This is a genomic window from Serratia sp. BNK-23 (assembly GCF_047456145.1).
Lineage (GTDB): Bacteria > Pseudomonadota > Gammaproteobacteria > Enterobacterales > Enterobacteriaceae > Serratia > Serratia nematodiphila.
Genome location: NZ_CP179900.1, coordinates 517,585 through 541,993 on the forward strand (window position 1 = coordinate 517,585; position 24,409 = coordinate 541,993).

Below are 24,409 nucleotides of genomic sequence, written 5' to 3' on the forward strand. Positions count from 1 at the left end.
CATAATCAATTAGTTGACGAAATAAACCAGCGAGAGGAATTAGTACCATGAGTAAAGACGCAGCCGTAAATAAAATCACCCTGACCATTCAGGGCGAAGTGGTGACCTTTGAGCCAAACACCACCGCGTATAACAGCCTGATTAACGACATGACAATGGACAATAAGGTGGCGCCGCACGATACCTATTTGCGCCGCATTGTTTCCAATGACACCAAGGCGGCGCTGGATGAATTATTAAAACTGCCGGGCGCCGCGCTCCAGATTGCCGAAGCGGTCAATGCGAAATATGCGCCTAAGCTGGAAATTGAAGTAAAAAACTGACCAACCGGCTGCGGGCCATTGACGGTAATTTCATTGAGCAGGCGTTAACGCTGCGTCGGCATTATTTGCCGAATGAGAATGATTCTACCGAAAATCTGGCCCGCGCCATTTGGCTGGATAACCGGTATTGGGAAAATAACGCCATTTCCGTGGCAAACGGCATTTCTTTGGCATTTAAAGGCGAATAATGAAACAGCTAGATTTTACCCTGAGCCTGATCGACAAGCTGACGCGGCCATTAAAACAGGCGCAGGCGTCGGTGACCGGCTTCGCGGAAAAATCACAGGCGGCCTTTGGCAAGATTGCCGTAGGCGGTGCGGCCCTGGTGGGCGTCGGCTTGTCAATCAAGGGGGCACTCGGCCCGGCCATTGAAATGACCGACGCGCTCAACTCGGCCGCCACCAAGGGCATTGACGACAAAACCCTGCAAAAGGTGGCCGGCGATGCGCTGGCGTTCAGTGCCCGGTACGGGAAATCCGCGACCGAGTTTATCGGCTCCACGGAGGCTATTCGCAGCCAGGTGGCGCGGCTGAGCAATGATGAGCTGCCGGCCTTCGCGGTGGCGACCAACACCCTGGCCGCCGCCGTCAAGGGCAGCGCCGCCGAGGCGGCGGAGTACATGGGCAGCATGTACAACAAATTCGACAGCTACGCCGAGAAGATTGGGCGGGTGGAGTTTGCCGAGCAGGTGGCCGGCAAAACGGCCTATATGGCGCAGGCGTTCGGCACCAGTATGCAGACGATCTCCGATCTGATGGAAGGCGCCAAGGGCGTCGGCTCCAACTACGGCGTGGGGCTGGATGAACAGTTTGCGGTGCTGGGGCAACTGGAGAAGACGTTGGGCACCGAGGCCAGCGGCAGCTATGAATCCTTTTACAAGGTGGCGCAGCAGGGGGCCAAGCAGCTGGGCCTGAGCTTCGTGAATGCGTCCGGGCAAATGCTGACCATGCCGCAAATGCTGGAGAAGCTACAGGCCAAATATGGCGCCAGCATTGAGGGCAATCTCAAGGCGCAGGCCGAGCTGGATAAAGCCTTTGGCGATGGCGCGAACGTTATCAAGCAGCTGTACGGCAACGTTGACATCTTGAATCGCCATATCAACACCCTCGGCAGCAGCGACGGCATGAAGCGGGCCACGGAAATGGCGCACAAGATGGCCAATCCGTGGGAGCGGCTGACGGCGATCTGGTATTCCATCCGCGCGGCGATGGGTTTAACCCTGCTGCCGGTGCTGTACCCGCTGATCAACAAGATGGCGGATGCTGGCCAAACGCTGGTTCGCTGGTTGAAGCTGTTCCCCAATCTGGCCCGTGCCATTGGCCTGGCCGTGATCGCCTTCATGAGCCTGGCGGCTGCCGGCGCCATTGCCAACATTGCGATCGGCGTTCATGCCTTCCTGATGTTGGGGCTTAAGAATCTGCTGGGGCCGGTGGCCAAATTGCTGGGACTAAACCGCCTGGCCATGCTCGCCGGCGGCGCCGCGACAACCGTTTTTAATCGGGGGCTGAAAGGCGTGCGGGCCGCCCTGTTGGCGACCAGTATCGCCGCACGTACCGGGGCCGCCTCGTTCCTGCTGATGGCCTGGCCGATAGCGTTGGTGGTTGCAGCGATCGGCGCGGCAGTGGCGGCGGTTTACATCTTCTGGCAGCCCATCAAGGCGTTTGTGAAAGGGTTTATCAGCGGGTTTAAACAGGCCGCCGGCACGCTGGCGCCGTTCGCCGGGCTGTTCAGTCCGATTTCGCGGGCGATTGGCGCCGTGTGGGGCGCGGTCAAAACCTTGTTCGGGTGGTTCATGAATCTGTTGGCCCCGGTGCAGTGGACAGCCGGCGAACTCCAGGGCGTGACCAGTGCCGGCGAAGCCTGCGGGCAGATTGTGGCGGGTGCGCTCGGGTTGCTGTTGGCTCCGCTCGAACTGGTGATTAACATGGTCGGTCACCTGTTCGATGCGATTGGCATTGTTTACCAGGGCTGGCTGGATGTTATCGCCGCCTTTGATCCGGCGCGGCCTGTCGAGTCGTTCAAGAAAATCGGCCAGGTGGTGAGCAGCGTGTTTTCCAACCTGTGGAAGGTGCTCAAGGCCTCGTTTGCCGACACCTACAATTGGATCGTGGACAAGCTGAATATGCTGCCGGGCATCGATATTGATGCCATGACGGTAGATGTGGTGCCCGCCGTGGCTGATGTGCCGGCTTTGCCGGGGGCTGCGGTGGCGGTGTCGGGTGAAGTCCTGCCGGCGCCCTCCGCATTACCGGTGGGGCAGTCGCTGCCGACCGCGGCCGCGTCGGTTGCCGGGACGGTGCAGAGAACGCCGGCGCCCGTTGCACTTGCCATTCCACAGCCGCCGGCGCCGCAGGTTAAAGCGATGGCGGCCGTACAGCCCGACAAGGCCAAACCGGCAGCGCTAACCGGTAATACGCTTATCACCGGCGGCAAGTTAAAAGGGATTGGGCCGGGCGGATTAAGCAAGGACATCACCAATAACACGCGCACCGTCACCGATAACAGTAAGCAAATACGCATTGAAAATATCAACGTCAAGCAAGGCATGACGCCAGAGCAATTAATGGAATGGCAGGAATTAAACTGATGCACGATCCCTTATATATCGACCTGCTGATTGAGAACGGCAATTTTACGTTAAATCCCGGTAATGAACCGGTGTTATGCAATAACCGGGTGAGCATTGGTCAAGACTGCGTACACGCCATTATTGAAAGTGGGTTAATTACCCAGCTTGTGGCGGAAAGAAGTCCGACACTTCGCGCGGATGTGCTGATGCAGATTATTTTATTGGTCGAGGATGATGAACGCATTATTCCCGGCACCGTGGTGGTGCATGAGGAAACAAAATCCCGGCTTTGGGTGACCGCAGAAACCTATGATTTCGGCAAAGTGGAGGCCAGCGTTAATTATGGCGACGAAACCGCAAATTGATTATGAGCAGGCGCTTACCGAAAGCGGTATGCCACTGACCGAAGAAGACGTAAACCAGAAATTTAATGACCTGGTCACCCATGAAGGCTTAATTACCAACACCTCCAGAATGTCGCCGTTCTGGCGGTTAATTCAGGTCATTGTGACCACACCCGTGATGTGGCTCAAGGCGGTGCTGGTCACGGTGGTGATGCGCAACATGTATCTGGCCACCGCCGCCGGCAGCTTTCTGGACGTGTTCGCCTGGGGCGTGAACGTCAAGCGCAAGCCGGCAACGGCAGCGGCGGGCATGGTGCGTTTTTTCAAGGACAACGCGCAGGCATCGGTGACCGTGCCGGCGGGAACCGTCATACAAACCGAGCGTATCAACGGTAACGTTTACAGCCTGGCCGTGGCGCAGGAAACCACGCTGCCGGCCGGCAATGCCTCCGGATTTGTCGCAGTGACCGCCACCGAGCCGGGCGGGGCGCACAATCTGGCGCCGGGCTATTTCCGTATCCTGCCGCAGGCCGTGCCGGGGATCGTGCGTGTTGAAAACGAGGACGGTTGGTTAACCACGCCGGGCGCCGATCGGGAGTCGGACGACGATTTGCGTGACCGCTGCCGCAACCAGTACAACCTGGCCGGAAACTATCACACGGATGCGGTGTATCGCAGCATGATTGCAAGCGTCGCCGGCCTGAGTATCGATCGCATCTTCTTCAAGCATGACGCCCCGCGCGGGCCGGGCACCGCTAATGCCTATCTGCTGCTGGATTCGGGCGTGGTCTCACAGCCCTTTATCAGCGCGGTTAACGACTACATCAACGGGCAGGGCCACCACGGCCACGGCGATGATATGCAGTGCTTTGCGCTGCCGGAAACCCAGCACGCACTGGCGGTGACGCTGTTCGTCGAGAATAAGGCCAACTTTACCGCCGACGAGCTGGCGCAGTTGGTGCGCAATTGCGAAGCCCTGATCCGCTGCGCCTTTCGGCAGAACGCGGAGTATGACGTTAAGAAGACCTGGCCGTATGCGCGATTTTCATTTTCCAACCTGGGCCGGGAGCTGCACCGCGCGTTCCCGGTGCTGGAGTCGATCACCTTTTCCCTGGGCGACATTGTGAGCGAGCTGAACGTGCCGCGCCTGTCGTCGCTGAAAGTGGGGGTAAGCAATGCCTGATTTCGATAAGCAACTGGACGGCCTGCGCCTACCGTCATGGATGAACCGAGGCGAACCGGCCAAGTTGCTGCGGGCGGCCCGCGCATTCTGGCGCTGGGTGCATGGCTGGCTGGTGTGGCCGCTGCGTCAACTGGATGCGGCCACCTGCACCGTGGCGCTGCTGCACATTTTGGCCTATCAGCGGGATATTGCCCGCTTTGACGGCGAGCCGCTGGATCTGTTTCGCAAGCGGGTGATGTACGCGTTTATCAACGCCCGCGATGCCGGTTCCGTTGCGGGCTTTGTCGCCATTTTCGAACGGCTGGGCGTGGGCTATGTGGAGATCCTGGAGCGCCAGCCAGGCATTGATTGGGACGTGATCAGCGTGCGCGTCACCGATGGCCAGGTGGCCGGCAACCCCGATTTGCTGATGCAGATCATCCGGCAGTACGGGCGCACCTGCCGCCGCTATCGATTTGAAGTTATCAACAATTCCTCCTTGCAGCTGCGTGTCGGCTGGGTCGGGGGTGAATACGTGTGCTACAGCGCGACGCTTGCCGGCACCCAACAACCGAGCAGCGCCAGCGTGTCGCGTGCGTCTTTAAAGGGGTAAGAAGTATGTCACAAACTGCGATCACCTTTGCTTTCGAGCAATGGAAAGCCAAAGAGGCCGTCGACGGCACGCGCGTGGTGCTGGATGAATTTGTGTTCGCCAACGTACCCGGCCTCGATCCGAACAAGCCCATCGACCGCAAGGAAGGGATGCCGGCGGCGGGGCATATCGTGCATCGCCAGGCCGTCAACAAAACCGGCGTCGTGAACAGCAATACCGTGGTGTACTCGGTGACGCTCGGCACCGAGATCGGCGACTTTGATTTCAACTGGATCGGCCTGGTCAATAAGGCCAGCGGCACGGTGGCGATGGTTATCCATGCCCCGACTCAGCGCAAGGTGGCGAACCGTGCCGGCCAACAGGGCAACGCGATAACGCGCTCTTTCCTGATGGAATATGACGGCGCTGCCAAAGAAACCGGCATCACCACGCCGGCCGAGACCTGGCAGATTGATTTTACCGCGCGGCTCGGCGGTATTGATGACATGCAACGGCTTATCAATCGTGACCACTACGGCGCCGGCGCGTTTTTCGGCAACGGCTTTTTGGTGGTGAAGAACGGGGCGCAGTATGTAGTGAATGCCGGCACCGGTTACGTGGGCGGGCTGCGTGCGGTACTGGCGACGAACCAAACCATCACCGTGGGCGCCAAGCCGGTCAAGGTGTGGGTCGATGCAAGCTACCAGGGCAACGTGGTAAGCCAATGGGCGGCGGTGGTGAAACTGACGGTTGCCGCCACGGCGGCCGATTACACCGACGCCGCCGGGTTTAAGCATTACCTGTTTGCGGTGGCCAGCATTGACGCTGCCGGCAACATCACCGACCTGCGACCCAAGGGATCGTTGTCAGACCAGAACGGCACCGAGGCGTTTTTGCGCAAGGACAAGAATCTGGCCGACCTGAAAAATCCGGCGGTGGCACGCGGCAGCCTGGGGCTGGGAACGGCCGCGACGCGCAATGTGGGCATTCAGGGCGGACAATTGATGGAAGTCGGGGCGTTTGGCCTCGGTTCCGGCTCCCGACACCGCGATGATGCGTACTGTAATCAGGCGGAGATCTACCGGGTTAATAACACCTCGAAGAACGCGCCAGGCCGGGAGGTCTACGGCGTGCTTAGCCTGCCGTGTGACGGTGGGCCATCCGGCGGCTATCTTGCCGTACAAAATAACGGCGATGCTTTCTTTGGGCGGTCGAATATTGCCAGTAACGGGGTGACCTGGTTCCAAGCCTACACCACGAGATTTAAGCCTACGGCTGCCGATGTTGGGGCGCTGACTGATGCCCAGGCCGCGCAGAAATATGCGTTGCGCTCGTTCAAGGTGAACGGCAAACCGTTGTCCGGCGATGTCAACCTGGTGGCCGGCGACGTCAACGCCTGGAACAAGACCGAGGCGGATGCACGGTACGTGAAACGTGTGGGCGACGATATGACGGGGCCGCTTAAGCTGCCGCGCCTGGTGTTCCCGGATGTCAGCACGGCCAGTTCTGACGGTGATATTGATAGGGATAATGGTTTTACGGTTGAGTCTCTGGTCGCAGCCAACAACAAGGGGTATCCGGTGCCGGGCGGCATGGGGGTGTTGTTCACGGGCAAGGTCAACGAATATCGCAATGTGCAATTTGCTGTCGGGTCTGGTGATCGTGCGTTTTATTTGCGTTCGCTGCGTAAAGACAACGCGGAATCGAAAACATGGGCCAGGGTTTACACCACGGACTACAAGCCGAGCATTAGTGATGTGAAGGCCGCCGACCATAGCAATAACTTCGCCGCGCGGATGGGGGTAGTACGCGTCCTTACCGGTGCCAATAAGCCGACATCGCCCGGCCCCTGGAGTGTGGAAAATAGCTCTTGGACGCCTGTTCCGTGGGGTTCGCTGTATGTGTCAACGAATGGCACCGATTTAAGCACAGCCTCCGGTAACGGAAAGTTTATCCATTACCTGTTTATCGCCCACGGTACCGCGAACAAGTTTTATGTGGCGACGGATGTTAACGGCGGATTTACGGGCTGGGAAAGCTACCTGCCCAGGAACGGCGGTCAGCTTTCCGGAGCGGTTAAGAGCAGCGCTGAAATCACGGCAAAATACCTTTCGACGCCTGCGGGTGCGGCGCCGGAAGGGAGCGGCGCGTATGCAGCGCAACTCGACACCAAAGCGCCGTTCTACCAGGAAAACTTTGATTGGGATGTCGCCGAGGGTGGGCGCTATGTGCCGCTAGTGAAAGGCCGGAGCAACCGCAAGGGGCAGGGTTACCCGACGGCGGTGAGCTTTGGGTATCTGCTGAGTGGTCAAGGCAGCTTTGCCAAGCCTTGCATCCACGTGCGGGGAGACAACAACGCGGAAGCGATCTGGCACTTTGATCCCAACAACAAGCAATTTGTCGCACCCGGCAACCTGATCGCCGGCTCGGCGGTGTACCAGAATGATGGCAACATCAACGGCACGATTTGGGGCGGGTATCTCAGCAACTGGCTGAACAATCAGTTCACGGCCCGCGATAACAACATCAACAGCCGTGTTGATTGGAACACGTTTAACCGCGAGGTAGGCGCCAGGGCTACCATTGATTTCGTCAATAGCCGCTCGGCCGTTGCCGGCGGCCGCAATGCCTGGTGGTACAAGGACGAGGTGACGGGGTTCATCATCCAGGGCGGCGTCGTCAACCGTGGCGATTATATTAACCGTGTGGGTTTTCCACGCGGCTATGTACGCGAATGCTTTGGCGTACAACTGACGCTGTCCAGTTCCAACGGGAGCTGGTTTGGTGACAGTCGGGTCAATATCCAGGCGCGGGATCTGGATAACAACGGGTTTAATGCAATGATGGATGGCCAGGAACAGGTGGTGTTCTGGCAATCGGTGGGGGTGTGATGATGAACTATGGATTCAGTGCGACGACCGGCGCCTTTTATGTCTATGAAGACCGCGCCGATTATGAAGCCAATGGCAACTGGCCGGAGGATGTTACCCCGGTTTCCACCTCCACCTGGGAACGGTATTGCGGCCAGGGGCCGGCCGGCAAGGTGCGCGGCGCCAACAGCCGGGGGCTGCCTTGCTGGGTCGATGCACCGGCACCGACCAAAGCCGAACTTGCCGAGCACGCCGCCAGGCAAAAAGCGGCGTTGATGGACAACGCCGCCAGGGCGATAGCGCCACTGGAAAGGGCGGTAAAATTGCGCATGGCAACCGATAAGGAAAAAGCCGCGTTGACGGCATGGGAAACCTACAGTGTGTTGCTTAATCGCATCGATCCTGCCGCCGCGCCGGATATTGCTTGGCCGGAGGTGCCGGGTGTGGCGTAAGTCAATGTTGAAGATGCCGGGCGACATGCAGGCGTTAACCTGTTCTATGGTGCCGGTGCATCCGTGGGTGCACGGCATCGGCCGCGCGGAGGCGTCGGGTAATTACCTGAGTCCGCAGAATGCGGTGAACTACCTGGCCGAACGGCTTGGCGCCGGCGGTGATGAACTCTCCGTTACCGTGCTGTTGGTGTGTGCGACCTCATACGCGGAGTTTATGCCCCTGCTGGCCAGCATGGCGGACGTGTTGCCATTGCCGGTGCTGGGCCAGGTGAAACGGATGGCACAAACAGCGGCCACGCAAGCCGTGGAGAAAATGCAGATCCCCGGCAAATTCGGCGGCGGGTTGCCGGCGGCGGTGCCGTTGTCGACCTCTGCCCAGCGCCTGGCGCTGAACGCGCAGCGTATTGTCGAGGCCAAAGCCGGCGCCGCCGTTGGCGCCAGTGTGGCGGGGCTGCAATCCGCCCTGGCCGGTTTTATGCAGGTGCGGCAGTCCGCATTAGACGGGGTGAGCCAGGCCATGACGGCCCTACAGGGGAAGACGGCGCCGGCGTGGGCGTTCACGGGCAAGGGGAATGTGGCGAGTTTGGCCGCCGAAATGAAAAAGAACGTGCCGCAGCAGGATGCCGTGTTTACGCTCGGAATGCTGTTTGCAGGCAAAGATTTATCGACGCTGGAGGCGATGATCCATGACGATAGTCACCCTAGCCCTTAATGGCGAGGCCATCGCGTTAAAAGGCCTGATGGTCACCCCGATGATGCAGTTTCAGGATAAAGACCAATCCGGCCAAACGTCCAGCACCGCCAATGCCGAACAGGGCATTAAGCCCAAGGAGTTGCGCATTTCGGGCATGATCCCGTTCAGCGAGGCCAAGGTGCTGACGCGGCTGTTCGCGCTGGCGGAGGCAACGGAAGGCGGGAAGTTGAAGCGTTACCGCGTGGCCAACCATACCGCGCAGGCCATCAACTTTCGCCTGGCGACGTTCACCGGCTCAATCGACGCCCCCAAGCAGGACGGCAAGCAGGCCTGGCTGGTGACGTTCACGTTGCGTGAACACCTCAGCGTGCCGGAGAAAAAAAGCGCCCGTGAAGACAACAAAACCGCCGCCCGTAAACAGACGCCGGGCGGCAATGGCGCAGTGAAGGGCGGCAAAGCCGCCGAAGACGATCAGCAATTGAGCTGGTTCGAGCGCAAGGTGTTGAAACCGGCGGATGCGCTGGCCGCCAAGGTGGTGGGGAACGATGAAAACAGTTAAACGCCTGATGCTGTCCGGGGATGCGGTGCCGTTGGTGGATGTCAATCTGGTGCTGGAGTTGAACGCCTGCGGGCGGGGGTTTATCACCGCGCAAACGGGGCAGGACTACACCGGCAAGCTGGTGCGGCTGGATGTCGGCTATACCGACAATATTCTGCGCTGGTTTACCGGCTACGTTGAGCGCTCCCAGCCGGCAGAAAATGGCTTTCAACGGCTGTTCGTGCGCGAGCTGGCGGGCGTATTCGATAAGTTGTGGCCCTGCGCCTTCCAGCACCCGACGCTGCGCCAGGTGGCCGACTGGTTGCAGGAAAACAGCGGGATCACCTTCACCTTGCCGACCGCCGACTACACCGACAAACCGATCCCGCATTTTACCCACAGCGGTAACGGCTATCAGCTGCTGGCCAATTTGGGGCCGGCTTTTGGCGTGCCGGATTACATCTGGCAGCCGCTGCCGGACGGCGGGGTGTTCCTGGGCAGTTGGGCGCACTCGATGCTGGCCGGCACCCCGATCGATATTCCCGCCGAGTTCAGCCAGAGCCAATCCAGCGGCAACAGCATGACGATCCCCCTGATACAGGCGTTGCGACCGGGCGCGGTCGTCAACGGCAAACGCCTGTCTAAGGTTCGGCTGGATAACGACAATACGGCCATCACCTGGCTGGCGTTGAATCCGCTTACCGGTAAGGCCGAGGACAAGCCGGCGGCGCAGCGCCAGATTGAAGCGGCTTACCCTGAACTGGCCGCCGGGCTGCACCTGCCGAAGTTTGCCAGGGTGGTGGCGCCAACGGAGGCGGTCAGCAGCGGGAATCTGGCCGATCCGTTCCGACCCCGCTATGCGGTAGACGTGCAACTGCTGGATGCGGACGGAAGCCCGGCCAAAAACACGCCGATTTATCCGGCGGTGCCTTTGCCGGTGCCGATGGCCGGCAGTGAGTCCGGGATGTTCCAGTTTCCGCCTGCCGGTGCGTTGGTGGAGGTGGGCTTTACCGGCGGCCGCCCGGATAAACCGTTTGTGCGTCAGACGGTAGCAGAGGGCCATGCGCTGCCGGACATCAAGCCGGGTGAGCAGCTGCAACAGCAACGCGCCGAGGTGTCCCAGCGTGTGACGCAGGCGGGCGATTGGGAACGCCAAACCGATCAGACCATCCGCGAGCATTCGATGAACCGCGAGATCCACGCGGACGAAGAAACCCGCACCCTGGTGGCCAGAACGGCCACGGTGCAAGCCAATGACAAAACCACGGTATTGGGAACGGCGACGCTGTTGGCCGGCGCCATCGTGCAAATCGCCGAGGGCGACTACAGCCTGGCCACGCAATCCGGGTATGTGGCCAGCGTGGCGAAGGATGCCAAAACGGAAGTCGGCGGCAGCCTGATCGAGAAGATAGGGAAAATCCGTAGCAGCATCGCCGCCGTTCGCCAGGACGTGATCGCGCCGGTGGTGTGGGTAGGCAGTCAGCAGATTAACGTGATGTCGCTTATGCTGGACACTCTGGACGTAGTGCAGGAGCTGGCGCGGCAGACTGCCACTCACACTCACAGCAACACCGGCGCACCGCAGAACGCGCAGGCTATCAGCGCCGCCGGCACGAAGTCTAGCCAGCTGAAAAGCAAATACGCACCCGTGATTGGATAATGTTGCAAAAATCGGGTTACTAAAGTGTAGGGCTGTGGTGGGTTCAGAATTACTTAAAATTCATGCATCTTTCCCGGAACATCTTGCCCATCCGCGCTCCGGCATTTCGGAGTTCATGCATTTCATTATTGAAATTAAAACCACCTTCTGACGAAGACACTCGGCGTTCAGCAGGAACCTTACTGGTACGCATACCCGTCACGACAATATGTTGCAGCGTTACTTTTTCCATTGTCTGTGCTTCATCAGGCAGAAGATAAGGGAGCAAACCAAACACTTTGTGCTCCAGATTTTTTTGGTCTTCTTTTATTTTTTCATCAGGAACCGACTTTTCGGGCATTTTTCCACCATATACCAACATCAGGTCATGCAGAGTCACAGTGTTGGGATATCCCCTGTCAGCACGGAAAACAATCTCAGCTGCCAGAGAAGCGCTTTCCTCGAGCTTCGTACAGTGCAACTCGGTCGCCCGCCGTCTGGCATCGGCATGTAGGTTGTCCTCGGTTTCTTGCTTTTTAACGTCAAGCATAAAGAATGCAGAAAATACGTTACCTAAGCCGGTTGCAATAGTTATCAACAAGGTAAATATTACTCCCTGAAGAAGTTTTTTCTTTGTAAAATCCTCACTCATATTATGTATTCCTTTATTTGGTTTCATTTATCGAGTAAATGTGAACTCATAATCAATTCTTACACTCAAGTAACTTAAAGATGCAAGAGGGTAGAAACAAACAATTTACACTACTGAAGCACTGGTTCGTACTCTTGGTGCACGGCGGATTCAAGTTCGAAGAGCAACGCTAAGCCGCCTGTCTTAAATCTGCAAAGACCACCGAAGGTTGCCGAAACCCGAGGGATTTTCGTGGCCTGCCATCTATGCCGCCTGTGCGCCCCGTAGCGCCTTCGCAAACAAAAAACACCCCGCCTTACCCACAGAGAAGATCAAACCAACAGCGAGCCGCCAGCGCGACAGAATCCCCACGAAATAAACGTTCGCACCACGAAAACGGCACTACACCGCACCCGCCTGCGCGTTTTGGATCATAAAAATTTTTCAGTTTTATTTTTCTACAAATCACCCCGCCAGCCCGCGCCGCTGCTGGGGTTTTGCGAACAGGGCCAAACTGAAAACTTTGAAACGGATTTCAGGTTTTTACAGTTTTGACGATCTCGGCAGGATCTCGGTAAAAAGTCAGTTGATTGAAAATTAAGGGAAAAGTTTGTTTTACGTGGGTTTTATGCTTGCTGGGAAGGATCGTTAGAGTTTTGGAGAAAAGTTCGCGATACCAAGCACGGCAAGGGCTGGGAGGAAATTAGGCCGTGTCGAGTGAACTGAAAAAAGCGTGAATTGGTAATCGGTTTGTTGTTTGGTTATTCTCTGACCTGAACAACGTGTGCTTAAGGAAAATTTATGGACGCCAAGCAGATAGCTAAGGGAATTGCTGAGGGGATCGGTTCGTTACCGGTTAGCCTTGGCTACAGCGTTAGAAGAACGTGGGAGGGTTCGGGTGCGGCTGGTAGCAGTCTAAAGGAGCGAAATTTTAGGGAAACTGAACGGTTTGTTTCCTTGATCCGTTCAGCCGTTGATAAGCAAGAGCCAATACGAAAGTTGGTGATGATTGTCATCAACGATTTTTATTCAAAACTCGATGAAAGCAGTAAGAGTGCTGTCGCGGGTGAGATTAACCGCGCGGAGGGGTTTATTGCGGGCCGTAGTGTGACACAATTTTTCATTGCCAATAAAATTGCCTCAAACATCATACGCAAGGCGAGCTACGGCCTCGTCTACAAGCGGTTTATCAAATACAGCACGACCGCCATTCTGAACGTGGTTATGTTCCAAGGGATGATTGAGGAAGCTGCGCTTGCTTCCAGGCGTATGCAGGTGAAATTCCCCAAAACGTTTTACAAGATAAGGGGGATGAATTTGGATATGGCGTATTTTCTCGTTGAGAGCTTCTTAGAGCCATATCTAATCTACATCAATAATTCTTCCAATCAGTTTTGCGCAGGTGTTAACCATGAGCTGGCTAAAATCCTTTCTTGCGAAGTTCGTTAAATTTGTTGGACGGCAAACTGCTGACCTGGCTGAGTCCATAATCATTGGCCTGTTCTCAATAGCTGCATTTGTTGCATTGTTTTGGTTTGACGAGTGGTGGAAATCAATCGCTACGGCTGTCGCGATCTTCTTTGCTGGCTTCCTGGTGAGCTTGGCTATTGGGTGGTTGCGAGGTGAGAAATGAAAGAAAATGGCGGCAGGCCGCTGCCATTTTGCTGCCACTGGCATCAGAAAATAAAAAAGCCACCTTTCGCATGGTGGCTTAATTATATGATTTTAATGCTAAAATTTGGTGGCCCCTGTTGGGTTTGAACCAACGACCAAGCGATTATGAGTCGCCTGCTCTAACCACTGAGCTAAGGGGCCAAGCCGCGAGATTATAGGGAATCCTTAAGCATCGGTCTACTGTTACCCGCCCGTATGTTGCTTTTCTGCGCAGTTCTAGCCTGTTGTAATTGCTGGCGGATTTTGCGATAACCGCAGTAAATCCCTGCAATGGACTCACGACACTCATGGAACTTCTGGCGCCCAACCTGCGGGTGGTGTTTTGCGGCATCAACCCCGGCCTTTCTTCCGCCCATCAGGGCTATCCTTTCGCCAACGGCAGCAACCGCTTCTGGAAGGTGATCCATCAGGCCGGCTTTACCAAGAGCCAGCTGGCGCCGGAGCAGTGGCAGCAGCTGAAGGACAACGGCTGCGGCATTACCGCGCTGGTGGCGCGCCCGACGGTGGCGGCCAGCGAGCTGTCGCGCGACGAGTTGCGCAGCGGCGGCGAGGCGCTGCAAGAGAAGATCCTGCGCTATCAGCCGCGCGCGCTGGCTATTTTAGGCAAGCAGGCGTTCACCACCGCCTTCGGGGTGAAAAACGTGCCCTGGGGCAAGCAGACGATGATGCTGGGAGAAACCGAGGTCTGGGTATTGCCCAACCCCAGCGGATTGAATCGCGCCACGCTGGAGCAGCTGACCGCCAGCTATCGCGAGCTGTTCCTGGCGCTGCAATGAGATAAGGAAATTGCGATGACATCGATGATGAAAGGTTGTTTGATGGCGCTGTTATTGGTGACCTGCGCTGCACAGGCGGGGCATTCGCCGCAGGAAGCGCGCAACAAGCAGAACGTGCTGGAGTTTTATCGGCAGGGGCTGAACAACAAGGATTTTGCGGCGGCGCGGCCGTTTTTGGGCGAACAATACAAACAGCATAACCCCAATGCCAAAGACGGCGTGGCGGGTTTTCGTCAATTTGTCGAGCTGCTGAAAACGCGTTACCCCAATTCGCACAGTGAGGTGAAACAGGCGTTCGTCGACGGCGACTTCGTGATTTTGCATGTGGAGGTCAGCGGGCGCGAGGCCGGTAAAACCGCGGCGATCGTCGATATCTTCCGTCTGGACAGCGCCGGAAAGATCGTTGAACACTGGGACGTGACACAGCCGGTGCCGGAGAAGACCGCCAGCGGCAACAGCATGTTCTGAGGCATAAAAAAACCCCGGCAGGCCGGGGTTTTTGTTTTGAGTGCAACCGCCTGACTTAATCGTCCAGGAAGCTGCGCAGCACTTCGGAGCGGCTTGGGTGACGCAGCTTGCGCAGCGCCTTGGCTTCGATCTGACGAATACGCTCACGGGTAACGTCAAACTGCTTGCCAACCTCTTCCAGCGTGTGGTCGGTGTTCATGTCGATGCCGAAACGCATGCGCAGCACTTTCGCTTCGCGCGCGGTCAGGCCGGCCAGCACGTCGTGGGTGGCGGAACGCAGGCTTTCCGAGGTCGCGGAGTCCAGCGGCAGCTCGAGGGTGGTATCCTCGATGAAGTCGCCCAGATGCGAATCTTCGTCGTCGCCGATCGGCGTTTCCATCGAGATTGGCTCTTTGGCGATCTTCAGCACTTTGCGGATCTTGTCTTCCGGCATCAGCATGCGCTCGGCCAGCTCTTCCGGCGTCGGCTCGCGGCCCATCTCTTGCAGCATCTGGCGCGAAATACGGTTGAGCTTGTTGATGGTCTCAATCATATGCACCGGAATACGGATGGTGCGCGCCTGGTCGGCGATGGAGCGGGTGATAGCCTGACGGATCCACCAGGTGGCGTACGTCGAGAACTTGTAACCGCGGCGGTATTCGAACTTGTCTACCGCTTTCATCAGGCCGATGTTGCCTTCCTGGATCAGATCCAGGAACTGCAGGCCGCGGTTGGTGTATTTCTTGGCGATAGAAATAACCAGACGCAGGTTGGCCTCAACCATCTCTTTCTTAGCGCGGCGAGCTTTCGCTTCACCGATCGACATGCGACGGTTGATGTCTTTGACCTGCTCGATGGTCAGGCCGGTTTCTTCTTCGATCTGACGCAGTTTCTGCAGGCTACGCTGCACGTCTTCAGCAACGTCTTTCAGCTTTTCCGACCATGGCTTGGCCATCGCCAGCGCCGCTTCGAACCAGGAATCGCTGGTTTCGTTGCCGGCGAACAGGGTGACGAAGTTTTTCTTCGGCATTTTGCACTGTTCAACGCACAGCTTCATGATGATGCGTTCCTGGGTGCGAACGCGGTCCATCATGGTGCGCATGCTGTTGACCAGGAAGTCGAACTGTTTCGGCACCAGGCGGAACTGCTTGAACACTTCAGACAGCTTCAGGATCTCGTCCGCGGCGCTGGCGTGGCTGCGGCCGTTTTTCTTGATCACCAGGCGGGTCGCTTCATACTGATCGCGCAACTCGGCGAACTTCTGACGCGCCAGCTCAGGATCGATGCTGTTGTCGTCTTCGGTGTCGTCGTCTTCGTCGTCTTCATCTTCTTCGTCGTCGTCTTGCTCTTCGCTCGACAGTTCAGAACCGATGTGAGTGGCGGTTGGGGCGATGTCCTCTTCCGCGTTAGGATCGACGAAGCCGGTGATCAGATCGGACAGGCGCGCTTCACCCGCTTCGACGCGATCGTACTGCTCAAGCAGGTAGGTGATGGCTTCCGGGTATTCGGCAACCGAGCACTGTACCTGGTTGATGCCGTCTTCGATGCGCTTGGCGATGTCGATTTCGCCTTCGCGCGTCAGCAGTTCGACGGTACCCATTTCGCGCATGTACATGCGCACCGGGTCGGTGGTGCGGCCGATTTCGGATTCCACGCTGGACAGAACCTGTGCGGCGGCTTCTTCCGCATCTTCGTCCGTGCTGTTCGAGTTTTCGGCGAGCAGCAGGTCATCGGCGTCCGGTGCTTCTTCCATCACCTGGATGCCCATGTCGTTAATCATCTGGATGATGTCTTCGATCTGATCGGAGTCGACGATATCTTCCGGCAGATGGTCATTGACCTCAGCATAGGTCAGATAGCCTTGCTCCTTACCACGGGTGACAAGTAGCTTCAGCTGTGACTGCGGGTTTTGCTCCATAAGACGGTATCCACACTTCAGAGTATTTAGGTTGGTGTCGGTCGGCGAAACCGCCAACAATAGCATTTGGGGCGTTTTCGTTATCGCCGCGGCCCACTATGGCGGCACTGTGCAGGGCTCTGCCCTCGCAATTATCGGCACTTAAGCCGTTTGGTATTCAGTTTTTCTTCGCTAAAACCTGGTTGAGAGAACGGACTTCTTCACGTTCCTCCGCGCTCAGACCGCGCGTTCTGGCCTGGGCGATCAGCGTTTCCAGCCGTTGCTCGAGCACCGAGTCGTACAGGCTGGCCAATGTATCCAAAAAGGTCTGCTCGACCATGTCCTCAACGATCATATGGTTCCAGGTCGCCAAGGTTTCAAGCTGCTGGCTGAATTTGTTGTCGCGATACAGCTCCAGCAATTGCCCGGTCGTCAGGCCCGGCTGCGCCAAACAGGTCTGCACCAGTTCGACGAACAGCGGCAATCCCGCCTGTTTGGTCTGCTCCAACCCTTCCAGCGAAGGGATAAGTGTAGCCAACTGCGGATTTTGCACCAGTAACCCTATCAGTATACGCATGGTTGTGCGTTTTAGCTGGGGCGCCTGATAAGGATTCGCATTTTCAGCCTGCTTGGGCATCAGCTTGTCGAGCTGGCTGTCGTCCAGTAGCCCCAGCTTGTTGCCGAGCTCCTGGCGCAGGTACAAGCGCAACGTTTCGCCCGGCACCTGAGTAATCAGCGGCAGCGCCAGCGTGCTCAGCTTGGCGCGCCCGTCCGGGCTGCTTAAATCCACCTGCGGCAGCAGGCTTTCGAACAGGAACGTGGACAGCGGCTGCGCCTGCTCCATTCGCTGTTCGAAGGCTTCTTTGCCCTCCTTGCGCACCAGCGTGTCCGGATCTTCGCCGTCGGGCAAAAACATGAACCGCAGCTGGCGCCCGTCATTCAGGTACGGCAGCGCGGTTTCCAGCGCCCGCCAGGCCGCTTCGCGGCCGGCGCGGTCGCCGTCGTAACAGCAGACGACGTTGTCGGTGGCGCGGAACAACAGCTGAATGTGTTCCGCCGTCGTCGAGGTTCCGAGCGAGGCGACGGCATAATCGATGCCGAATTGCGCCAATGCCACCACGTCCATATACCCTTCCACCACCAGCAGCCGCTGCAGGGTAGGGTGGTTCTGCTGTGCTTCATACAGGCCGTACAGCTGGCGGCCCTTATGGAAAACTTCGGTTTCCGGCGAGTTCAGGTATTTCGGCATACCGTCGCCCAGCACGCGGCCGCCGAAGGCGATCACGCGCCCGCGCTTGTCGCGGATGGGGAACATCACCCGTTCGCGGAAACGGTCGTATGAACGCCCCTGATCGTTAGTCACCAGCATGCCGGCATCGTTCAATGCGCGGCGCGAGTCGGCGTCGCGGCCGAAACGCTTCAGGGCGTTGTCCCATCCCGCCGGCGCGAAGCCGATGGCGAAATGGCGAATAACGTCGTCACTTAACCCGCGCTGCTGCAAATAGTTGCGCGCCGGCGCCCCGGAGGACTGCTGCAGTGACTGTTGATAGAACGCGCTGAGCTGTTCCATCAGTTGGTACAGGCTCTGGCGCTGATGGCGTTCGATCTGGGTTGGCCCGGTGCCCGCTTCGTAAGGCACTTCCAGCCCGTGCATGGTCGCCAGTTCTTCGATGGTTTCGACAAACTCGAGTCGGTCGTAATTCATCAAAAAGTCGACGGCGTTGCCGTGCGCACCACACCCAAAACAGTGATAAAACTGCTTTTCGCCATTAACGGTAAAGGAAGGCGTCTTTTCGTGGTGGAACGGACAGCACGCGTGATAGTTCTTGCCTTGCTTCTTGAGCTTCACGCGGGCGTCGATCAAATCGACGATGTCGGTGCGAGCCAGCAAGTCATTGATAAATACGCGCGGAATTCGTCCAGCCATAAGCCCTTACTTCATTAGCCTATAAACGAGAACAAGCCGCGCATTCCTTTCGGAAAGCACGGCCTTCGTATGCAACTACTCGGTCTGCGCGATTTTGAAAATCAGAAATTCACGCGGTGGGGTTGCCCCCGAAGAATTAATACAGACGAGTGCGGCGTGCGTTTTCGCGAGCCAGTTTCTTCGCGTGACGTTTCACAGCAGAAGCTTTAGCGCGTTTACGTTCGGTAGTTGGTTTTTCATAAAACTCACGACGACGAACTTCAGCTAAAACACCTGCTTTTTCGCAAGAGCGTTTGAAACGACGCAGAGCAACGTCAAATGGCTCGTTTTCACGTACTTTAATTACCGGCATGTGCCTCTCACCTCAATAAAATTCGGTTTGTTGCTGGCCAAGCGCCAGCCTTTTCAAAATGGTGCGGAATTTTACTCCAATGGATGCTGCTTTGTAAAGCATCACAGCAAATTGAAACCCGCGTCGCTCTGCCGCAACGTGCGCAATTTTGCACCGGGCGCTGATTATAGACTAATCAGAAAAAAATGCTCGTGTTTAATCGCTCAGGCATTTTCTGGATGAATCATCGACATAGGCGCAAGCCGGTGACAAGATGCGCCGCACCGGCGGTAAATGCGGCGGAATGTGGTAGACTGGCGGCCGCACGTGAATGATGGGAAATGTAATGCGAGTACTGGGTATAGAAACGTCCTGCGATGAAACCGGAATTGCAGTGTATGACGATCAAACCGGTTTGTTGGCCAACCAATTATACAGCCAGGTGAAGCTGCACGCCGACTACGGCGGCGTGGTGCCGGAACTGGCCTCCCGCGATCACGTGCGCAAAACCGTGCCGCTGATTCAGGCGGCGCTGAAAGAGGCCAACCTGACCCCGGCCGATATTGACGGCGTGGCTTATACCGCCGGGCCGGGCCTGGTGGGGGCGCTGCTGGTCGGCGCAACCGTGGGGCGCGCGCTGGCGTTCGCCTGGAACGTGCCGGCAGTGCCGGTGCACCATATGGAAGGCCACCTGCTGGCGCCGATGCTGGAAGACAACCCGCCCGCGTTCCCGTTCGTCGCGCTGCTGGTCTCCGGCGGCCACACTCAACTGATCAGCGTCACCGGCATCGGTGAGTATGAACTGCTGGGCGAGTCGATCGACGATGCCGCCGGCGAAGCGTTCGACAAAACCGCCAAGCTGCTCGGCCTGGATTATCCCGGCGGGCCGATGCTGTCGAAGATGGCGCAGCAGGGCACGGCGGGGCGCTTCACCTTCCCGCGGCCGATGACCGATCGTCCGGGGCTGGACTTCAGTTTCTCCGGGCTGAAAACCTTTGCCGCCAACACCATTCGCTCCAACGGCAACGACGATCAGACGCGTGCCGACATCGCCCGCGCCTTCGAGGATGCGGTGGTGGATACGCTGGCGATCAAATGCAAACGCGCGCTGGAGCAGACCGGCTTCAAACGCCTGGTGATGGCCGGCGGCGTGAGCGCCAACCGCACGCTGCGCGCCAAACTGGCGGAGATGATGCAGAAACGCGGCGGGGAGGTGTTCTATGCCCGCCCTGAATTTTGCACCGACAACGGCGCGATGATCGCCTATGCCGGCATGGTGCGCCTGAAGAGCGGCGCCAACCCGGCGCTGAGCGTTTCGGTGCGGCCGCGCTGGCCGCTGGCGGAACTGCCTGCGGTATAAAGCAAAGGGCCGGATTATCCGGCCCTTCTGTTATTCCTCTCTCGGCTGGTCGCCGTTATCCGCGTCGTTTTTCTTCTTGCGGAACTTGCCCCAGATCTTGCCTTCCTGGCCGCGCCACAGGCGCTGAATATTGTCGTGATGCCGCATCAGGATCAGGCAGGAGAGCATCGCTACCGGGAAGGTGAACTGCGGTTTGAACCACCAGACGTAGAACGGGGCGATCAACGCGCTGACGATGGCGCCGAGCGAAGAGTAGCCGCTGAGCAGCACCGTCAACAGCCAGGTGCCGGTCATCAGGCCGGTCAGATCCCAGCCGATAGGCGCGATGGCGCCAAACGCCGTCGCCACGCCTTTACCGCCGCGGAAGTGGAAGAACACCGGATAGATGTGCCCCAGACAGGCGGCGATCGCCGTCAGGCCCAGATACAGCGGCGGCACATCGAGTTTGTAGGCCAGCCAGACCGGCAGCATCCCTTTCAGAATATCGAACACCAGCACCGCCGCCGCCGCCAGCCGGCCGCCGATGCGCAGGACGTTGGTCGCCCCGGGGTTTCCTGAGCCATGTTCACGCGGATCCGGCAGCCTGGCGATCCGGCAAACCAGGATCGCGCTGGAAATCGAGCCGCACAGATACGCGAAGATAATCATGCCAAGCGCGGTAGCACTCATAACGCGGTTCCGTTTAATAATGGTCGTTTTACTCGCAACATCTATGGATAATACGCACATTCCGCTGGAAGTGGTATCCGGCAAGGCCAAAAACAGAGAATGACGTGATGGATATCGTATTTATTGAAGAGCTTACCGTAATTACCACCATTGGCGTTTATGAGTGGGAACAGGGCATTCGTCAGAAGCTGGTGTTCGATATCGAAATGGGCTGGGATAACCGGCCGGCCGCCGCCAGCGACGATGTAAATGACTGTCTGAGCTATGCCGATGTCAGCGACGCCGTGATCCAGCATGTTGAATCGAACCGGTTCGCGCTGGTGGAGCGCGTGGCGGAGGAAATATCCGAAATTTTGCTTCAGCGCTTCAATTCCCCGTGGGTCCGTATTAAGGTCAGCAAACCGGGCGCTGTAGCACATGCCAATCGGGTCGGCGTGATCATTGAGCGCGGCACTCGTCCCGCATGATTTTATGTCATCTGCTTGCAACGAAAGACCGTTAATCTGGTCTTAATCCTGAGAATTGTTTTAGCGGCATTGTCTTTTAAGCACTGCCGCTTTTTTATGTGATGGCCGTTATTTTATGGGGTGAGCGAAGCACATGGCTGACATGCATTCACTGTTTATTGCGTTTGTTCTTGGGGTTGTCGAAGGGTTAACCGAATTTCTGCCGGTGTCTTCCACCGGGCATATGATTATCGTTGGCGAGTGGCTGGGTTTTACCGGCGACAAAGCCAAAACCTTTGAAGTCATCATCCAACTGGGGTCTATCCTGGCCGTGGTGGTGATGTTCTGGCGCCGGTTGTTCGGCCTGATCGGCATCCATTTCGGCGGCAAGCCGGTGGAGCACGAGGGCAAAACCAGCGGCCAACTGAAGCTGGGGCATATCCTGCTGGCGATGATCCCGGCGGTGGTGCTGGGTCTGGTATTCCACGATGTGATTAAATCGCTGTTCGCGCCGAAAAACGTGATGTACGCGTTGGTCGTCGGCGGCCTGCTGTTGCTGGCGGCGGAATGGCTGAAGCCGAAGACACCGAGAGCGGAAGGGCTGGATGACATCACCTACCGCCAGGCGTTCATGATCGGCTGCTTCCAGTGCCTGGCGCTGTGGCCGGGTTTCTCCCGTTCGGGGTCCACTATCGCCGGCGGTATGCTGGTGGGCGTAAACCGCTATGCGGCGTCCGAGTTCTCCTTCATCCTGGCGGTGCCGATGATGATTGGCGCCAGCGGTCTGGATCTGTACAAGAGCCTGCACTTCCTGACCTGGGGTGATCTGCCGATGTTCGCCGTCGGTTTCGTTACTGCCTTCGTGGTGGCGCTGATTGCGATCAAGACCTTCCTGTCGCTGATCAAACGCATCTCGTTCGTGCCGTTTGCCATCTACCGCTTTATCGTGGCGGCCGTGGTTTACATGGTATTCCTGTAAGCCCGATGGCAAGAAAAAACCCCGCTCTGCGGGGTTTTTTTATGCCTGATCGTTGAGGATGGTTTGGTTGAGTTTCCAGTCGGCCAGCGCCTGCTGGCGACGGCGTTTGAGCTCATCGCGGATCGCGGTGCCCTGCAGCCCGCTGGCTACCACCTCTTTAATAGATACCGCGTTCGCCACCTGATACGCCTGGCGCAGATAGTCGCCCTGAGGATAAGGATTCTCCTCAAAGCCGGTGCGGCCGCGCGCGTCCGCTTCGCTGGTCAGGATCATCTGCTCCAGCCTTTGGGGCTTGCGCCAGACGTCGATGGCGTCGAACAGCTTCAGCAGGGTCTCCGGCCGCAGCTTGTTCACGGTGTGGATCAAATCATGGTACTCGGCCACCAGCTTGCTCAGATCGCGCACCGGATTGGGCACCCGCAGCCGTTGACATAGCGCTTCGACCAGCCGCACGCCCGCCGGGCCGTGGCCGTGGTGATGCGGCCAGAACTCTTTTGGCGTCAATCCTTTGCCGAGGTCATGACACAGGGTGGCGAAGCGCACGTCCACCTCGGGAGTGAGGCGGGCGGCCATCGCCAGCGCCATCAGCGTATGTACGCCGGTGTCGATCTCCGGATGCCATTTGGCGGGGGCCGGCACGCCGAACAGCGCGTCGATTTCCGGGAACAGCACCGCCAGCGCATCGCAGTCGCGCAGCACCTGAAAATAGACCTGCGGGCTCTGGCTTTGCAGCGCCTTTTCGGTTTCCTTCCAGACGCGTTCGGCGGTCAGCGCGGCCAGTTCACCGCTGTGCGCCATCCGGCGCATCAAGGCCAGCGTTTCGTCGGCGATGCGAAAACCCAGATGGGCGAAGCGAGCATTGAATCGCGCCACGCGCAGCACGCGCAGCGGATCTTCGCCGAACGCGTCGGAAACGTGGCGCAGCACGCGCGCCTGCAGATCGGCCACGCCGCCGTAGGGGTCAATCAGTTCCCCTTCGGCGGAACGGGCGATGGCGTTGAGGGTCAGATCGCGCCGCAGCAGATCTTCTTCCAGCGTGACGTCCGGCGCGGCATAGCAGGTAAAACCGGTGTACCCCTGGCCGGATTTGCGCTCGGTGCGCGCCAGCGCGTACTCCTCGTGGGTATCGGGATTGAGGAACACCGGAAAATCTTTGCCGACCTGCTGGTAGCCCAACGCCAGCAGCTCCGCCGGCGTGGCGCCCACCACCACCCAATCATGATCGACCACCGGAATGTTGAGCAGGCTGTCGCGAACGGCGCCGCCGACCAGATAAATCTGCACTGTTGACTCCTGAATATCGTGTAAGGCTCTGTCTATCAGATTACATGAATTGGCCGCGGGATGTCGGCGCCAATGAAAAAGGCGCCCGCAGGCGCCCAAACTCAAACTGAACGATACTGAGATCAGTTCATCCAGCGATTGTTGTTCTTGCGACGCGGGATCAGGTGCGGCAACAGCAGACCCAGCAGCAAACCGACGCCGGCGACGCCGCCGCCGTACATGAACCATTGCAGGATAATGGTGCGCTGCTTGTCGTCGAGCTGCAGGTTAACGGCGTTGACCTTCTTCTGCGCGACCACCAGCTGGTTTTTCAGATCCTGGTTTTCCTTCTGCAGGCTGCTGATGGTGCTGTCGCTGCCTGCGACTTTTTCCTGCATTTCCGCCGTGCGCTGGTTCCAGGTGTTGTCGATGTTGGCGAGCTTGTCGGTCAGGGTTTTCACCTGCTGTTCCAGCTCCGGCACGCGGGTGCGCAGGCTTGGCGTCTGGCTGAGTTGGTCGAGCGGGATCCAGGTGGTGCGGCCTTTCGGATCGCGGATCTGGCCGTAGTTGGTGCTGTCGTTGACGCTCAGCAGGGTCACTTCTTCACCGGCGTTCAGAGTGCCGACAATACGGTACTGATTACCTGGGCCGCTATGGACGTAAGTGCTTAACTCATCGGAGATATAGCGTTTATCTTCGGCATGTGCGGCCCAAGTGATGCTGAAGCTCAGCGCGGCAAGGAAAATCAGGCGTAATTTCTGCATTAGTTCATCGTTTCTGGGTGAATTTATGGAACGATAGTAGAGGGTTCAGTCTGACGACGCAA

Annotated in this window: 24 protein-coding genes, 1 tRNA gene and 1 pseudogene; 18 read left to right on the plus strand and 8 right to left on the minus strand. The window is 57.9% G+C overall.

Features of this window, described 5'->3' with window-relative positions:
* Window positions 1-47: 47 nt before the first annotated feature.
* From ACMGF9_RS02500 to ACMGF9_RS02550, 11 genes and pseudogenes are all read left to right on the plus strand, one after another.
* Window positions 48-323 (plus strand): putative phage tail assembly chaperone, encoded by a 276-nt coding sequence (locus ACMGF9_RS02500; protein ID WP_262189443.1) that lies wholly within the window; start codon window positions 48-50, stop codon window positions 321-323.
* A gap of 50 nt (window positions 324-373) precedes the next feature.
* Window positions 374-511 (plus strand): DUF6890 family protein, encoded by a 138-nt coding sequence (locus ACMGF9_RS02505; RefSeq protein ID WP_373275230.1) that lies wholly within the window; start codon window positions 374-376, stop codon window positions 509-511.
* The gene (locus tag ACMGF9_RS02510) at window positions 511-2,910 is read left to right on the plus strand and encodes a phage tail tape measure protein (RefSeq protein WP_164123038.1); all 2,400 of its coding nucleotides are present in this window, start codon (window positions 511-513) and stop codon (window positions 2,908-2,910) included. Before ACMGF9_RS02505 ends, ACMGF9_RS02510 begins: the two co-directional genes overlap by 1 nt.
* A complete protein-coding gene (locus ACMGF9_RS02515) occupies window positions 2,910-3,257 on the plus strand; it encodes a DUF2590 family protein (protein WP_164123040.1) in 348 nt (115 codons plus the stop codon). Before ACMGF9_RS02510 ends, ACMGF9_RS02515 begins: the two co-directional genes overlap by 1 nt.
* The gene (locus ACMGF9_RS02520; protein ID WP_164123042.1) at window positions 3,235-4,419 is read left to right on the plus strand and encodes a baseplate J/gp47 family protein; all 1,185 of its coding nucleotides are present in this window, start codon (window positions 3,235-3,237) and stop codon (window positions 4,417-4,419) included. Before ACMGF9_RS02515 ends, ACMGF9_RS02520 begins: the two co-directional genes overlap by 23 nt.
* Window positions 4,412-5,011, plus strand: coding sequence for a phage tail protein (locus ACMGF9_RS02525; protein WP_060431896.1), 600 nt, complete (start codon window positions 4,412-4,414; stop codon window positions 5,009-5,011). The genes ACMGF9_RS02520 and ACMGF9_RS02525 overlap by 8 nt, the downstream gene beginning before the upstream one ends.
* 5 nt (window positions 5,012-5,016) lie before the next feature.
* Window positions 5,017-5,901 (plus strand): annotated as a pseudogene (locus ACMGF9_RS02530) (phage tail protein); the annotation flags it as partial.
* Between the two features lie 1,979 nt (window positions 5,902-7,880).
* Entirely contained in the window at window positions 7,881-8,312 is a 432-nt protein-coding gene (locus tag ACMGF9_RS02535; RefSeq protein WP_241005045.1) for a tail fiber assembly protein, read from the plus strand.
* 4 nt (window positions 8,313-8,316) lie between these two features.
* The gene (locus ACMGF9_RS02540) at window positions 8,317-9,024 is read left to right on the plus strand and encodes a hypothetical protein (protein WP_241005046.1); all 708 of its coding nucleotides are present in this window, start codon (window positions 8,317-8,319) and stop codon (window positions 9,022-9,024) included.
* Window positions 8,999-9,565 (plus strand): hypothetical protein, encoded by a 567-nt coding sequence (locus ACMGF9_RS02545; protein ID WP_060431899.1) that lies wholly within the window; start codon window positions 8,999-9,001, stop codon window positions 9,563-9,565. Before ACMGF9_RS02540 ends, ACMGF9_RS02545 begins: the two co-directional genes overlap by 26 nt.
* Window positions 9,552-11,204: a hypothetical protein gene (locus tag ACMGF9_RS02550; RefSeq protein WP_164123048.1), complete on the plus strand. Its 1,653-nt coding sequence runs from the start codon at window positions 9,552-9,554 to the stop codon at window positions 11,202-11,204. Before ACMGF9_RS02545 ends, ACMGF9_RS02550 begins: the two co-directional genes overlap by 14 nt.
* Window positions 11,205-11,253: 49 nt before the next feature.
* On the opposite strand, the gene ACMGF9_RS02555 is transcribed toward ACMGF9_RS02550, so the two are convergent.
* On the minus strand, window positions 11,254-11,835 hold the full coding sequence (locus ACMGF9_RS02555; protein ID WP_164123050.1) for a hypothetical protein: 582 nt from the start codon (window positions 11,833-11,835) through the stop codon (window positions 11,254-11,256).
* 780 nt (window positions 11,836-12,615) lie between these two features.
* Between ACMGF9_RS02555 and ACMGF9_RS02560 the strand changes: the two genes are divergently transcribed.
* Window positions 12,616-13,263, plus strand: coding sequence for a hypothetical protein (locus tag ACMGF9_RS02560; protein WP_072628551.1), 648 nt, complete (start codon window positions 12,616-12,618; stop codon window positions 13,261-13,263).
* Complete coding sequence (locus ACMGF9_RS02565; RefSeq protein WP_139276980.1) at window positions 13,226-13,447, plus strand: hypothetical protein; 222 nt, start codon at window positions 13,226-13,228, stop codon at window positions 13,445-13,447. The genes ACMGF9_RS02560 and ACMGF9_RS02565 overlap by 38 nt, the downstream gene beginning before the upstream one ends.
* A gap of 106 nt (window positions 13,448-13,553) precedes the next feature.
* On the opposite strand, the gene ACMGF9_RS02570 is transcribed toward ACMGF9_RS02565, so the two are convergent.
* Window positions 13,554-13,629: transfer RNA gene (locus ACMGF9_RS02570), tRNA-Ile, on the minus strand.
* Window positions 13,630-13,775: 146 nt separating this feature from the next.
* Here ACMGF9_RS02570 and mug point away from each other — a divergent pair.
* The gene (gene mug / locus ACMGF9_RS02575; protein ID WP_414160523.1) at window positions 13,776-14,264 is read left to right on the plus strand and encodes a G/U mismatch-specific DNA glycosylase; all 489 of its coding nucleotides are present in this window, start codon (window positions 13,776-13,778) and stop codon (window positions 14,262-14,264) included.
* Window positions 14,265-14,279: 15 nt separating this feature from the next.
* Complete coding sequence (locus ACMGF9_RS02580) at window positions 14,280-14,732, plus strand: ester cyclase (protein ID WP_118891681.1); 453 nt, start codon at window positions 14,280-14,282, stop codon at window positions 14,730-14,732.
* Between the two features lie 55 nt (window positions 14,733-14,787).
* Here ACMGF9_RS02580 and rpoD read toward each other — a convergent pair whose 3' ends face one another.
* The 3 genes from rpoD to rpsU all read right to left on the minus strand — a co-directional run bounded on the left by rpoD (window position 14,788) and on the right by rpsU (window position 18,887).
* Window positions 14,788-16,629, minus strand: coding sequence for an RNA polymerase sigma factor RpoD (gene rpoD / locus ACMGF9_RS02585; RefSeq protein WP_004937194.1), 1,842 nt, complete (start codon window positions 16,627-16,629; stop codon window positions 14,788-14,790).
* Window positions 16,630-16,786: 157 nt separating this feature from the next.
* Window positions 16,787-18,535: a DNA primase gene (dnaG, locus tag ACMGF9_RS02590; RefSeq protein WP_015379098.1), complete on the minus strand. Its 1,749-nt coding sequence runs from the start codon at window positions 18,533-18,535 to the stop codon at window positions 16,787-16,789.
* A 136-nt stretch (window positions 18,536-18,671) separates the two neighbouring features.
* Complete coding sequence (rpsU, locus tag ACMGF9_RS02595) at window positions 18,672-18,887, minus strand: 30S ribosomal protein S21 (RefSeq protein ID WP_001144069.1); 216 nt, start codon at window positions 18,885-18,887, stop codon at window positions 18,672-18,674.
* Between the two features lie 325 nt (window positions 18,888-19,212).
* On the opposite strand from rpsU, the gene tsaD reads away from it, so the two are divergent.
* On the plus strand, window positions 19,213-20,226 hold the full coding sequence (gene tsaD / locus ACMGF9_RS02600) for a tRNA (adenosine(37)-N6)-threonylcarbamoyltransferase complex transferase subunit TsaD (protein WP_015379097.1): 1,014 nt from the start codon (window positions 19,213-19,215) through the stop codon (window positions 20,224-20,226).
* A gap of 30 nt (window positions 20,227-20,256) precedes the next feature.
* On the opposite strand, the gene plsY is transcribed toward tsaD, so the two are convergent.
* Entirely contained in the window at window positions 20,257-20,895 is a 639-nt protein-coding gene (gene plsY / locus ACMGF9_RS02605) for a glycerol-3-phosphate 1-O-acyltransferase PlsY (RefSeq protein ID WP_004937201.1), read from the minus strand.
* A gap of 107 nt (window positions 20,896-21,002) precedes the next feature.
* Between plsY and folB the strand changes: the two genes are divergently transcribed.
* Window positions 21,003-21,362, plus strand: a complete 360-nt coding sequence (gene folB, locus ACMGF9_RS02610) for a bifunctional dihydroneopterin aldolase/7,8-dihydroneopterin epimerase (RefSeq protein ID WP_015379095.1) — start codon at window positions 21,003-21,005, stop codon at window positions 21,360-21,362.
* 133 nt (window positions 21,363-21,495) lie between these two features.
* Window positions 21,496-22,320: an undecaprenyl-diphosphate phosphatase gene (gene bacA, locus ACMGF9_RS02615; protein ID WP_015379094.1), complete on the plus strand. Its 825-nt coding sequence runs from the start codon at window positions 21,496-21,498 to the stop codon at window positions 22,318-22,320.
* Window positions 22,321-22,359: 39 nt separating this feature from the next.
* Here the strand turns inward: bacA and ACMGF9_RS02620 are convergent, their stop codons facing one another.
* Together ACMGF9_RS02620 and ACMGF9_RS02625 are read right to left on the minus strand one after the other, a co-directional pair.
* Window positions 22,360-23,604 (minus strand): multifunctional CCA addition/repair protein, encoded by a 1,245-nt coding sequence (locus ACMGF9_RS02620; protein WP_004937206.1) that lies wholly within the window; start codon window positions 23,602-23,604, stop codon window positions 22,360-22,362.
* A 122-nt stretch (window positions 23,605-23,726) separates the two neighbouring features.
* Window positions 23,727-24,347, minus strand: coding sequence for a TIGR04211 family SH3 domain-containing protein (locus ACMGF9_RS02625; RefSeq protein WP_004937209.1), 621 nt, complete (start codon window positions 24,345-24,347; stop codon window positions 23,727-23,729).
* Window positions 24,348-24,409 lie beyond the last annotated feature (62 nt).

Excerpts from the sequence above, each read along its gene's own strand:
- ACMGF9_RS02525 (WP_060431896.1), top strand. The coding sequence starts at position 4,412 with ATGCCTGATTTCGATAAGCAACTGGACGGCCTGCGCCTACCGTCATGG.
- ACMGF9_RS02510 (WP_164123038.1), top strand. The coding sequence starts at position 511 with ATGAAACAGCTAGATTTTACCCTGAGCCTGATCGACAAGCTGACGCGG.
- ACMGF9_RS02565 (WP_139276980.1), top strand. The coding sequence starts at position 13,226 with ATGAGCTGGCTAAAATCCTTTCTTGCGAAGTTCGTTAAATTTGTTGGA.
- ACMGF9_RS02555 (WP_164123050.1), bottom strand. The coding sequence starts at position 11,835 with ATGAGTGAGGATTTTACAAAGAAAAAACTTCTTCAGGGAGTAATATTT.
- bacA (WP_015379094.1), top strand. The coding sequence starts at position 21,496 with ATGGCTGACATGCATTCACTGTTTATTGCGTTTGTTCTTGGGGTTGTC.
- plsY (WP_004937201.1), bottom strand. The coding sequence starts at position 20,895 with ATGAGTGCTACCGCGCTTGGCATGATTATCTTCGCGTATCTGTGCGGC.
- ACMGF9_RS02625 (WP_004937209.1), bottom strand. The coding sequence starts at position 24,347 with ATGCAGAAATTACGCCTGATTTTCCTTGCCGCGCTGAGCTTCAGCATC.
- ACMGF9_RS02515 (WP_164123040.1), top strand. The coding sequence starts at position 2,910 with ATGCACGATCCCTTATATATCGACCTGCTGATTGAGAACGGCAATTTT.
- tsaD (WP_015379097.1), top strand. The coding sequence starts at position 19,213 with ATGCGAGTACTGGGTATAGAAACGTCCTGCGATGAAACCGGAATTGCA.
- mug (WP_414160523.1), top strand. The coding sequence starts at position 13,776 with ATGGAACTTCTGGCGCCCAACCTGCGGGTGGTGTTTTGCGGCATCAAC.
- folB (WP_015379095.1), top strand. The coding sequence starts at position 21,003 with ATGGATATCGTATTTATTGAAGAGCTTACCGTAATTACCACCATTGGC.
- rpsU (WP_001144069.1), bottom strand. The coding sequence starts at position 18,887 with ATGCCGGTAATTAAAGTACGTGAAAACGAGCCATTTGACGTTGCTCTG.
- ACMGF9_RS02550 (WP_164123048.1), top strand. The coding sequence starts at position 9,552 with ATGAAAACAGTTAAACGCCTGATGCTGTCCGGGGATGCGGTGCCGTTG.
- ACMGF9_RS02580 (WP_118891681.1), top strand. The coding sequence starts at position 14,280 with ATGACATCGATGATGAAAGGTTGTTTGATGGCGCTGTTATTGGTGACC.
- ACMGF9_RS02540 (WP_241005046.1), top strand. The coding sequence starts at position 8,317 with ATGTTGAAGATGCCGGGCGACATGCAGGCGTTAACCTGTTCTATGGTG.
- ACMGF9_RS02500 (WP_262189443.1), top strand. The coding sequence starts at position 48 with ATGAGTAAAGACGCAGCCGTAAATAAAATCACCCTGACCATTCAGGGC.
- ACMGF9_RS02535 (WP_241005045.1), top strand. The coding sequence starts at position 7,881 with ATGATGAACTATGGATTCAGTGCGACGACCGGCGCCTTTTATGTCTAT.
- ACMGF9_RS02520 (WP_164123042.1), top strand. The coding sequence starts at position 3,235 with ATGGCGACGAAACCGCAAATTGATTATGAGCAGGCGCTTACCGAAAGC.
- ACMGF9_RS02545 (WP_060431899.1), top strand. The coding sequence starts at position 8,999 with ATGACGATAGTCACCCTAGCCCTTAATGGCGAGGCCATCGCGTTAAAA.
- ACMGF9_RS02560 (WP_072628551.1), top strand. The coding sequence starts at position 12,616 with ATGGACGCCAAGCAGATAGCTAAGGGAATTGCTGAGGGGATCGGTTCG.
- dnaG (WP_015379098.1), bottom strand. The coding sequence starts at position 18,535 with ATGGCTGGACGAATTCCGCGCGTATTTATCAATGACTTGCTGGCTCGC.
- rpoD (WP_004937194.1), bottom strand. The coding sequence starts at position 16,629 with ATGGAGCAAAACCCGCAGTCACAGCTGAAGCTACTTGTCACCCGTGGT.